The 10,861-nt window shown below is 68.6% G+C and carries 12 protein-coding genes; 10 read left to right on the top strand and 2 right to left on the bottom strand.

The window, feature by feature from the left end:
* A partial coding sequence (locus tag VKI00_RS16680) for a YhjD/YihY/BrkB family envelope integrity protein (protein ID WP_324439247.1) occupies nucleotides 1-396 on the bottom strand: 396 nt, incomplete at its 3' end.
* 178 nt (nucleotides 397-574) lie between these two features.
* Here VKI00_RS16680 and VKI00_RS16675 point away from each other — a divergent pair.
* The 7 genes from VKI00_RS16675 to fadD1 are packed head-to-tail and all read left to right on the top strand — an operon-like array spanning nucleotide 575 to nucleotide 7,182.
* On the top strand, nucleotides 575-1,753 hold the full coding sequence (locus VKI00_RS16675) for an acyl-CoA dehydrogenase family protein (RefSeq protein WP_324439245.1): 1,179 nt from the start codon (nucleotides 575-577) through the stop codon (nucleotides 1,751-1,753).
* A gap of 31 nt (nucleotides 1,754-1,784) precedes the next feature.
* Nucleotides 1,785-2,960, top strand: a complete 1,176-nt coding sequence (locus VKI00_RS16670; RefSeq protein WP_324439243.1) for an acyl-CoA dehydrogenase family protein — start codon at nucleotides 1,785-1,787, stop codon at nucleotides 2,958-2,960.
* Entirely contained in the window at nucleotides 2,957-3,454 is a 498-nt protein-coding gene (locus tag VKI00_RS16665) for a MaoC family dehydratase (protein WP_324439241.1), read from the top strand. The genes VKI00_RS16670 and VKI00_RS16665 overlap by 4 nt, the downstream gene beginning before the upstream one ends.
* An 8-nt stretch (nucleotides 3,455-3,462) precedes the next feature.
* Nucleotides 3,463-3,906 (top strand): MaoC/PaaZ C-terminal domain-containing protein, encoded by a 444-nt coding sequence (locus VKI00_RS16660; RefSeq protein ID WP_324439239.1) that lies wholly within the window; start codon nucleotides 3,463-3,465, stop codon nucleotides 3,904-3,906.
* Nucleotides 3,903-5,105, top strand: a complete 1,203-nt coding sequence (locus VKI00_RS16655; protein ID WP_324439237.1) for a thiolase family protein — start codon at nucleotides 3,903-3,905, stop codon at nucleotides 5,103-5,105. Before VKI00_RS16660 ends, VKI00_RS16655 begins: the two co-directional genes overlap by 4 nt.
* Nucleotides 5,106-5,107: 2 nt before the next feature.
* Nucleotides 5,108-5,536, top strand: coding sequence for a Zn-ribbon domain-containing OB-fold protein (locus tag VKI00_RS16650; RefSeq protein WP_324439235.1), 429 nt, complete (start codon nucleotides 5,108-5,110; stop codon nucleotides 5,534-5,536).
* 59 nt (nucleotides 5,537-5,595) lie between these two features.
* Nucleotides 5,596-7,182, top strand: coding sequence for a fatty-acid--CoA ligase FadD1 (gene fadD1, locus VKI00_RS16645; RefSeq protein WP_324439233.1), 1,587 nt, complete (start codon nucleotides 5,596-5,598; stop codon nucleotides 7,180-7,182).
* A 22-nt stretch (nucleotides 7,183-7,204) separates the two neighbouring features.
* On the opposite strand, the gene VKI00_RS16640 is transcribed toward fadD1, so the two are convergent.
* Nucleotides 7,205-8,209, bottom strand: coding sequence for an alcohol dehydrogenase catalytic domain-containing protein (locus tag VKI00_RS16640; RefSeq protein ID WP_324439231.1), 1,005 nt, complete (start codon nucleotides 8,207-8,209; stop codon nucleotides 7,205-7,207).
* A 268-nt stretch (nucleotides 8,210-8,477) separates the two neighbouring features.
* On the opposite strand from VKI00_RS16640, the gene VKI00_RS16635 reads away from it, so the two are divergent.
* The 3 genes from VKI00_RS16635 to VKI00_RS16625 form a co-directional block, all read left to right on the top strand.
* Nucleotides 8,478-9,353 (top strand): universal stress protein, encoded by an 876-nt coding sequence (locus tag VKI00_RS16635; protein ID WP_324439229.1) that lies wholly within the window; start codon nucleotides 8,478-8,480, stop codon nucleotides 9,351-9,353.
* 63 nt (nucleotides 9,354-9,416) lie between these two features.
* Entirely contained in the window at nucleotides 9,417-9,899 is a 483-nt protein-coding gene (locus tag VKI00_RS16630) for a flavodoxin family protein (protein ID WP_324439227.1), read from the top strand.
* A 3-nt stretch (nucleotides 9,900-9,902) separates the two neighbouring features.
* The coding region (locus tag VKI00_RS16625; protein ID WP_324439225.1) for an AMP-binding protein at nucleotides 9,903-10,861 on the top strand (959 nt) is incomplete at its 3' end.

Genomic DNA, 10,861 nt, shown 5'->3' with positions numbered 1-10,861 from the left:
CAGGCTGTTGAGGGTCTTCTGCAGTGCGTGGGCGAAACCTCGGCCGCCGATCACGGCCCCGAGGATCCCAATCGCCACCGAGGTGCCGGTATGGCTGAAACGCTCGATGCCGAGCTGGTCGTGGATCTGGGCGCCCACGATGGGGAACTCGGCGAACGTCGACCTGACGAGGGTGTCGTGAAGGTGGGGGTGGGCGCGCAGCGCTACAGCGACGACGGCGGTGAAGGCCAGCAGCAACGGGAACGTGGCGACGAAGGCATAGTAGGCCAACTGCGACACCAAGTCTCCGGCCTGGTCGTCGCCGAATTTCTTGATCACTGCGATCGGGAACCCGATCACGTGGTGGCGTTGTTGCCAGCGGTCGACGCTACGAAGCACCCGTTCAATCGGGTTCACCGCTCAGCGCTCGCCACACCGTGTCCTTCGCCGTGGAACGGTGCCAGCTTGCACCGCCAATTGACGGTACGCACATCGAATTGCCGCGTCGACACGTCGTGCGGGCGGCCGTGCGGGGGACCGGCGTTTCCATCAGGACCGGTCCCCGACGCGCTGTCCGTGGCTAAGGTAAGTGCTCGTGGATTTCGAGTTGGACGATGCGCAACAAGCCTGGTTGGCCGAAGTGCGCGACTTCCTCCACGAGAACGTCACACCGGCCCTTCGCTCCGAGCTGGCGGTCCATGACCTCGAGTTTTCCGGTGGGGAGGTGGCAGCCTTCCGGCGCAAGGTCGGTGACAAGGGGTGGTTCGGGGTGAACTGGCCCACCGAATACGGCGGTTTGGGCCTCAGCGCCGTCCACCAGCACCTGCTGATGCGCGAATTCGAGTACTGGGGTGTACCCGGGCCAGATCTGACTGTTACGTCGGTGGCACCGATGATCATGCGGCACGGCACCGAGCAGAACAAGACGCAGTTCCTTCCGGCCATCGCGAGGGGCGAGATGATCTGTGCCGTAGGCTATTCGGAACCCGAGGCGGGGACCGACCTGGCCAGCCTGCGCACATCCGCGGTCCGCGACGGCGACGAATGGGTGATCAACGGCTCGAAGATCTGGAACAGCGGTGCCCAACGCGCGACCCACGAGTGGCTGTGCGTCCGCACCGATCCGGCCGCACCGCGGCACCGGGGGCTATCGGTGATCATCGTGCCCATCGAGCAGCCCGGGGTGCAAATCCGTCCCCTGTACGCATGGTCGGGATACCGCACCAATGAGACATTCTTTCACGACGTCCGGGTACCCGCCGGCAACCTCATCGGCGAAGTCCACCGCGGATGGGCCTACATCACGGGTGCGCTGGACCTCGAACGCGGTGCGCTGACCAACGCCGGCGACCTGCGCCGCGCCCTCGACGAGCTGCTGGCACTGGCGCGTCGCCCGCGGCGTGACGGCTCGGTACCTGCGCATAATCCCGCGTTCTGCCGCCGACTGGCGCAGGCCGAAGCCGATGTCGAGGTCGCGAACCTGATGGGGTACGAAGCGTCCTCGATGCTGGACAGCGGGGTTATCCCGACGGTCGAGGTCAGCGTCGAAAAGATCTTCACCAGCGAGCTACGCCAGCGCATCGCCGACCTGGCCCTGGACCTGCTCGGGCCCGACGGGCTGCTCGCTCATCGCAGCCCGGGCGCGCCGGCGGACGGCAGGTTCGAGCGCCTCTACCGGGCCGCGCCGCTGATGCGGTTCGGCGGGGGCACCAACGAGGTGCTCCGAGATGTGATCGCTCAGCGCGGGCACCGCATGCCGTCGTACGGGCGCTGATGGGTGCGGCATCGGCGAGCGGCCCGGCGCGGTGAGGCTGATCCCCAGCCAAGACGACCATGACCTGGCGTCGATGCTGCGCAGCCTGCTGGCCGCTGAATGCCCGACCACCCTCGCCCGCGCGCTGCACGATCCCACCGGGCAGCGGATGCCCGCCACCCTGTGGGAGGCGCTCGCCGACACCGGCGTGCTGGGACTGGTCCTCCCCGAAGAACACGGGGGCTCCGGCGGCACCCTGCCAGACCTGGGAATCTTCTGCGTCGAAGCCGGTCGGGCGCTGTGCCCCATGGTTGTTCACAGCACCATCGGGGCAGCCCTCGCCATCGACATGCTCGGGGGAGCCGAGCAGCGTGCGGCGTGGCTTCCCGGCCTGAGTTCCGGGACGGTATGTGGGACAACGGCGTTGTGGAGCGCTCGCGACGCCGGCGTCATCACGGGCGTGCTGCGTGCGAGCCGGGACCCTGTCGGCGCCTGGCGCCTGCGCGGGACGGCGGACTTCGTCGCCGACGCCGATCTGGCTGATCTCCTGATCATTTCGGCGGTCGCGGCGTCAGCAGCCCACCCGCTGGGTTTCGTCGTGGACCTGCTTGCGCCGGGTGTTCGCGTCGAGCCGCTCGCGATGTTGGGGGGTAACCGCGCGTTCTGCGTGCACTTCGACGACGTGGTCGTCAACGACGGCGCGGCGGTACTCGCCGGGGAGGACGGCGCGGGCCTTGCGGAACCCGACCTGCGCCGGGTGGCCAACGCCGCCGTCGCGTTGCTTTCGCTGGATCTGGTCGGCGTGGGCGAGGCGGTTCTGCAGCGCACCGTCGACTACACCGGCATGCGACGGCAGTTCGGCCGGCCGATCGCTTCCTTTCAGGCGGCGCAGCATCTGGTGGCGAACATGCATATCGCACTCGCTGCGGCCCGGTTAGCCGCGCACTCGGCGGTCTTTTGGATCGGAAAGGGCCGCACGGCCACCCGCGAGACCGCCATCGCCCGGATGTGGGCTGCCGCCGCCGCCAAACAGGTCACGCTCGACGCCCACCAGCTGCACGGCGGAATCGGTTACGTGCTCGACACCGATCTTCACCTGTGGTCGGAGCGGGCCCGTGTGGTGTCCACCGTGGGCGGCGGCGCGGACGTGGCCGCGACCTGGCTGCAGAACGACATCGGACTCGACGGTGGCCGCGAGCACACCCCGCCGGGAGAGGAACGCAGATGACCGAGAGCCTGATCGACACCGAATCGGCGTCCAAAGTGGGGACGGTCGCGGCCACCGCCACCGGTGAGGTCAACAGGCGTGAATGGCAGCGGTGGGCGGCGGCGGTTGGTGACCACAATCCGCTATGGTTCGACGCCGAGTACGCGCGCGCCCACGGATACGACGATGTCATCTGTCCTCCGCTATACCTGCAGTACGCCGTCCTGGGGGTCACGCGACTCGACGGGCTGCGACCCGACGGCTCGTCAGGAGCGGCGTCGGGCAGCCTCGCGTTTCCCCGCGCACCGCGGCGGATGGCCGGCGGGGAAAGCACGACATTCTTCTCGCCGGCCTACCACCGCGACCAGGTCGAGATGGTTCGCACGATCGAGTCGATCGTGGAGAAGGAGGGTCGATCGGGCAGGTTCGTCCTGGTCACGTGGCGCACCGTGTACCGCAATCAACGCCGCAAGCTGCTGGCCGACGCGACGATGTCGATGATCGCCCGACCGTGAGGAGCTCCATGGCCACCGAGCAGATCTTCTACGACGACGTCGAGCCCGGCGATGCCCTGGCGACCCTGACCGTGACCGTCGACGAGACGCAGATGTTCTTCTTCAGCGCCGCGACCTACAACGGTCACCGCATTCACTACGACAAGGACTGGGCGCGAAGCGTCGAGGGGTACGACGACGTGCTGGTGCAAGGCCCCCTGCAGGCGGCGCTGCTCGCCCGCGCCATCACCGACTGGATCGGCGGTCACGGCCGCCTGGTGGCATATTCCGTACAGAATCGGGCGATCGCCTACCCCGGTGAGGTCCTCACGTTCGGCGGCGTCGTAACCCGCAAGCGGGTCGCGGACGGCACCGGGCTGGTCGACCTGGACATCTCGGGTCGGCGCGACGCGACGGTACTGATGCCGGGCACGGCGACGGTGGCCCTGCCACGCAGGAGCGGGGCGACGTGACGGGTCTGAGCGGGCAGGCCGCGATCATCGGCATCGCCGAGCTGCCCGCTGAGCGTCACCAGAGGGGGCCGGCGCTCTTCACGCTCGACCAGTACGCCGTGCTGGCGAAAATGGTCGTCGAGGACGCCGGCATCGACCCGACCAGCGTCAACGGCCTGGTCTCGCATGGCCTGGCGGAGTCCGACATGTTCGTGCCAGCCACCCTCTCGGAGTATCTCGGCCTTCCGCTCGACTTCGGTGAACGCGTCGACCTGGGTGGCGCCACCTCCGCGGGGATGGTGTGGCGGGCCGCCGTGGCGGTCGAACTCGGGCTCTGCGACGCCGTGCTGGCCGTGGTACCGGGGTCCGCGACGCTGCCGCGTTCGGATCGCCGGCCCCCGCCGGCCCCGTATTGGTATGGGGCGTCAAGCAACAACTACGGGTCCCCGCAAGCCGAATTCGAAATACCGTACGGCAACATCGGCCAGAACGCCCCGTACGCGCAGATCGCCCAGCGCTATGCTGCCGAGTTCGGCTATGACCCCGCGGCCACCGCGAAGATCGCGGTCAACCAGCGCAGCAACGCGTGCGCCCACCCGGGCGCCGTCTTTCACGGCAGGCCGATCACGGTGGAGGACGTGCTCAACAGCCCGATGATCGCCGACCCGATCCGCATGCTCGAGACTGTCATGCGGGTCCAGGGCGGCGCCGCCGTCCTCATCGCCAGCCCGGACGTGGCGCGCCGATCGCGGCACCGGCCGGTGTGGATCAGGGGGTTCGGCGAACACATCACCTTCAAGACCCCGACCTACGCCAGGGATTTGTTGCAAACCCCCATCGCCCGTGCCGCCGACAAAGCGTTCGCGATGGCGGGTCTGCGCCGATCCGAGGTGGATGTCGCCTCGATCTATGACTGTTACACCATCACGGTGGTGATGAGCCTGGAGGACGCCGGTTTCTGCCGGAAGGGCGAAGGCATGGCGTGGGTCAAGGAGCATGACCTCACGTTTCGGGGCGACTTTCCGGTCAACACCGCCGGCGGCCAGCTTTCCTTCGGGCAGGCCGGCATGGCCGGCGGCATGCACCACGTGGTTGACGGCACCCGGCAGGTGATGGGCCGAGCCGGGCAGGCGCAGGTGCGGAACTGCCACACGGCGTTCGTCACCGGCAATGGCGGCATCATGAGCGAGCAGGTCGCCCTGCTGCTCAGCGGGGACTGACCATGGACCGGGCAACCCACGATCCGCGGCCGCTTCCCGAGCCAACCCCCGTCTCCCGGCCCTTTTGGCAGGCTTTGACCGAGCACCGCATCGTCGTGCAGTACTCGCCCTCGCTCGGGCAATACGTTTTCTATCCGCGCACGCTGGCGCCGGGAACCCTCGCCGACGACCTCGAGTGGCGCGAGATCGACGGAGCGGGGTCCGTCTATACCTTCACGGTGGCGCGACGGCCCACCGCACCTCCCTGGGCGGATTCGGTGCCCCAGCTGCCGGCGGTGGTCCAGTGGGACGCCGGCCCTCGAATCAGCACCGAACTCGTCGACGTCGACCCGGCCGACATCCACATCGGTATGCGGGTCACCCCGGTCTTCTTCGACGTCGCCGATACCGGGGTCACGCTGCTGCGCTATCGGCCCGCACGGCAACCTTAGATATAGTTCGCTGCGACCGCAGGTGGTGGGTGAGCGCGCTGCAACCAAGGAGCCATCGGGTGTTCGAGACCGTGCAACAGCTGCTCAGGGCCCGGATGCAGGACGACACCATCGCGGTGGCCCACGGCGAGCGGACCTGGACCTGGCGTGAGCACCTCCAAGAAGCCGCGGCCGAGGCTTCGGCGCTGATCGCGCTGGCCGAGCCTGCCCGCCCGCTGCACGTCGGCGCGTTGCTCACCAACTCCCCGGCGATGGTGCGGTCCATGGCCGCGGCCGCGCTCGGCGGCTACGCGTTGTGCGGGATCAACACCACCCGGCGGGGAGCGGCCCTGTCAGCCGACATCCGGCGGTCGGATTGCCAACTGCTGCTTGTCGACCGCGAGCACCGGCCCCTGCTCGACGGGCTCGAGCTGTCAGATGTCACCGTGCTCGACGTAACCGCGCGCGGCTACGCCGAGGCGGTGGCGGCCGCGGGACCGCTTGTGCCCCAACGTGAGGTCACAGGGACGGACACCCTGATGATGATCTTCACGTCGGGCACCGGCGGCAACCCCAAGGCGGTGCGGTTCGCCCACGCGATGGCGATCCTGTGCGGCGCCAGCCTGATCGGCCAGTTCGAGATCACCGCCGAGGATGTGTGTTACCTCTCGATGCCGCTGTTTCACTCCAACGGGGTGGCGGCCGGCTGGGCGGTGGCCATCGGCAGCGGCGCCGCCATGGTGCCCGCCCGGTTCTCGGCCTCGCGATTCCTCTCCGATGTCCGCCGTCATCACGCCACCTACATGAACTACGTCGGCAAGCCCCTCGCTCTGATACTCGCCACCCCGGAACAGCCCGATGACGCCGACAACCCGCTGCGCGCGGCGTTCGGCAACGAGGCGACCGACCGCGACATCGCCGAATTCGCCCGGCGTTTCGACTGCCGGGTCGTCGACTCGTTCGGTTCCAGCGAATTCGCGGTGATCGTCACCCGGGAAGACGGCACCCCGCCCGGGTCGATCGGCAAGGGCTACCCCGGCGTCAGTGTCTACAACGCCGACACACTCACCGAATGCGCGGCCGCGGTGTTCGACGAACACGGCGCACTGGCCAACTTCGACGAGGCGGTGGGCGAGTTGGTGAACACCTACGGGGCGGGGGCGTTCACCGGGTACTACAACGACCCCGCGGCCAGCCAGGAGCGGATGCGCCACGGCATGTACTGGTCGGGTGACCTGGCCTACCGCGACGCCGACGGCTGGATCTATCTCGCCGGGCGCACAGCCGACTGGATGCGCGTCGACGGTGAAAACCTCGCCGCCGCGCCGATTGAGCGGATCCTGCAGCGGCTGCCCCTCATCAGCCAGGTCGCGGTCTACCCCGTTCCCGACGCGAGGGTCGGCGACCAGGTGATGGCGGCCATCGTGCCCACCGACGCGCGGCCGCTGACCCCCACCGGATTGGAAGCCTTTCTGGCCGATCAGCCCGACCTGTCGCCCAAGGCATGGCCCCGGTATGTGCGGATCAACGAGTCGCTGCCGACCACCGCCACCAACAAGGTCCTCAAACGCGAACTGATCAAGCAGGGAGTGTCAGCCGCGGGCGGAGTGCTGTGGGCACGCCAGGGCCGCGGCACCGGCTACCTCGCGGTGGGCCAGCAGCCGTAGCCGCATCGGGACCTTGGAGATGTCAAGGGTTCGCCAGGGATCCCGTGTCGAGGACGATGCGGAAGCGGGCTTGGCCCGAGAGCATCCGTTCATAGGCCTTTGGCGCCTCAGAGAGCGGCATGATCTCGTTCATCGATCGGATGCCGCGCCGCTGGGCGAGGCGCAGGTTGTCCTCATTTTCGATCGACGTGCCGGTGAGCGAGCCGACGATGGAGCGGGTGCCGAAGATGAGGTCCGCGGTCTGTGTCTCGAGGGGCTCGGGGCCGGCGCCGACGACGATCAACCGCCCCTGCGGGGCAAGGCCGGCGACCAGCGGCGACATCGAGGCACCGTTGGATGCGGTGGCGACAATCGCCGCGGCTCCGCCGAGTCCGCGCAGGACATCGGCGGGATCAGCCGCAACGCTGTCGATGTAGTGATCTGCGCCGAGTTGTTCGGCGAGCGTGGCCTTTTCGCTGCCGCGCGCGATCGCGACGACCTCGTATCCGAGGGTCGCGGCATACTGGATGCCGAGGTGGCCCAGTCCGCCGATACCCTGGATCGCGACCACCGATCCGGGTCGCGCGCCGGCGCGCAGGAGCGCGCTGTAGACCGTGAGGCCGGCGCACAGCAACGGAGCGACATCCACTGACTCCATGTCGCCGGGGAGGCGCACGAGGCCGCTGGCGCGCGCGTAGGCCACCTCGGCATACCCGCCGTCGACGCTGGTGCCGGTCTGCTGCTGATTCACGCAGTTGACGAAGTCGCCGCGACGGCATGGCTCACACTCGCCGCAGTGGCCGTTGAGGAAGCCCACGCCGACCCGCTCGCCCGCGCGCCAGCCGTTCACTGCGGGCCCGACGGCATCGACGACGCCGGCGATCTCGTGGCCCGGCACAACAGCCTTCGACGGATCAGCACGCAAACCCTCAACCGCGATAACGTCGGTGTGGCAGACCCCGCAGGCTTGTACCCGCAACCGCACCTCCCCGGGCCCAGGGTCCCGGGTCTCCCGCTGGACAAGGCGGAACTGCCGCTGGCCGGTCACCTCAAACGCGCGATACGTCGACACGGCTACCTCCCGGAAAGTTCACTCAACGAACCGAGCCTAGGCGATATTGGTCTAGTAATGCAACGAGTCAGGCCCTGAAGGAGGAGGGCCGGGTGTGTGTCTCGCGCGGCGGCCCGGTCGGCGGAAAGGCCCGACGGCCACCGTGCCGGTGACCAATGCCCGTTATCTGTCGGCGCCGGCGTCCCTAATCTCATAGCCGAGAGGGTTCCCGTGCCCGGGTGGCAGAGGGCGGAAGGAGACGCCGGTGGCTGAGCCGATCACCCGTAGCGGGATTGTGGTAGGCGTCGACGGGTCGGATCCCTCCCGGGTGGCCGTCCGCTGGGCGGCGCACGACGCGGCGATGCGAAACATCCCGCTGACGCTGGTGCATGTGGTCAACCTTCGCTACACGACTATGCCGCAGACGCCGCTGCCGGTCGGCTTCGGTGGATGGCTCGAAGAGCAGGGGGAGACGTTGCTCAACGAAGCAGCGCAGATCGCCGAGCACGGTGGCGCCTCGCAGGTCGAGACCAAAATGTTCACCGCCGCAGCCATTCCCACCCTGGTGGATGTCTCCAAGCAGGCCCAGATGCTTGTCGTCGGCTGCCGCGGGCGGGGCGCGCTGGCTCGCCTCCTGCTCGGGTCGGTCAGCGCCGGAATGGTCGCACATGCGCATTGCCCGGTCGCGGTGATCCACGACGAGAAGCCGATGATCGCCCATCCCGCACAGGCGCCGGTCCTGGTCGGCATCGACGTTTCGCCAGCCTCGGACGCGGCCACCGCGATCGCGTTCGACGAGGCCTCCCGCCGCGGCGCCGAGCTCATCGCCCTGCACGCCTGGAGCGATGAACAGCTGTCTGAATTCCCGGGTTTCGACTGGTCGGCGGCGTGCGCCGATGAGGAGGAACTGCTCGCGCAACGTCTGGCGGGCTGGCAGGAACGCTACCCCGATGTGACGGTGCAGCGTGTCGTTGTCTGCGATGACGCGGCCCGCCAACTATTGCACCGGGCAGAATCCGCCCAACTCGTCGTGGTCGGCAGCCATGGCCGCGGCGGTTTCACCGGCATGCTGATCGGATCGGTCGCCGCAGCGGTGGCGCGGTCCGCACGCGTGCCGGTGATCGTTGCGCGCCGCGCGTAGCGGAGCGCGCCGGCCGCGTGCGCGGCGCCGTTGCGAAAGTTCGAGGTTGACGAGAGGTAGGTCATGAAGTCGCTCATCGTTTGCGTTTCGACCTCGCACGGCAACACGCGTCGGGTGGCCGACCGGATGGCTGAGGTGCTGCATGCCGACGTTGTGGAGCCCGAAGCGGTGGACGCCGACAGGCTCGGTGAATACGACCTTGTCGGGTTCGGGTCGGGCATTTACTTCATGAGGGTTCATCCGAGGATGTCCCGACTCCTGGGTCTCCTGCCTCATGTCGACGGGGTCCGGGCCTTCACGTTCTTCACGAGCGGTGCCGCCGAGCTCCCGCTCATGGGCTACCGCCGGCCGATCCAGCGCCGTCTTGTATCGAAGGGCTTCCGCGTGCTCGGCTCGTTTTCCTGCCGCGGCTTCGACACGGTGGGGCCGTTACGCCTCGTCGGTGGCCTGAACAAGGGGCGGCCCAACGTCCGCGACCTCGATTTGGCGGCGGCGTTCGCCGCACGCCTGCGCGACCGGGCTGCAGGCCCAGAGACGCCCGGCTAACCGATGCCCAGCGCCGAGCGCGCCGACCGCGTCCTCGACCTCGTGCGGGGGCTGACCGCCGAAGTCCGCCCGCGCGCCTCGCATCTGACCGTGACGCTCGACAGCCCCTTCGACGACCTCGGCATCGGCAGTCTCGAACTGGCCGAACTGCTACTCCGCTGGCAGGACGCGTTCAGCGTGTCGCTGCCCCCGCATGTTCTGGGCAGCGCGGAAACCCCGCGTGACCTGTTGCGGGCCGTCGCTCGAAGCCATGCGGTCGACGCGGGCGTCGGTGTGGTCTCGCCCCCACCGCCGACGGCGGGCAGCCCGCCGCCGGCACCCGTCGCCGCGTCGACCCTGATCGACGCCCTCGACTGGCACCTCGGCGCGACCGCCGGGCGGACACACATCCGCATCCTCGACGATTCGGGCGGCTTTGACGAACTGACCTACGAGTCGCTCCACCGGGAGGCGGCCGCTGCGGCGGCGGGTCTTCAGGCGCGAGACGTCATGCCGGGTGACACGGTGGCGATCATGTTGCCCACCAGCCGCGCGTACTTCGTCACCTTCGCCGCGGTGCTGCTCGCCGGTGCGGTCCCGGTACCGATCTACCCGCCGGCGCGACGTTCCCAGCTGGCCGAGCACCTGCGCCGCCACATCGGAATCCTCGGCAATGCCGCAGCCGGGCTGCTCGTCACCGTGCCGGAAGCCGTTCCGCTGGGCCACCTTCTGCGCGCGAACCTCGACAGCCTGCGCCACATCGTTGTTCCCGAATCCTTGTCAGCCGCCGCGGGTGGTGCTCTTCCCCGACCTCGCGCCACCGACCTCGCGCTGGTGCAGTACACCTCGGGCAGCACCGGTCAGCCCAAAGGAGTGGCGCTCACGCACGAAAATCTGCTGGCCAACATCCGCGCGATGGGAGTGGCCGTGGAGGCGTCCGGGGCGGACACGTTCGTCAGCTGGCTGCCCCTGTATCACGACAT

Origin of the sequence: Mycobacterium sp., assembly GCF_035314665.1 — a bacterium.
GTDB lineage: Bacteria > Actinomycetota > Actinomycetes > Mycobacteriales > Mycobacteriaceae > Mycobacterium.
This window is presented reverse-complemented; position numbering and strand designations above follow the sequence as displayed.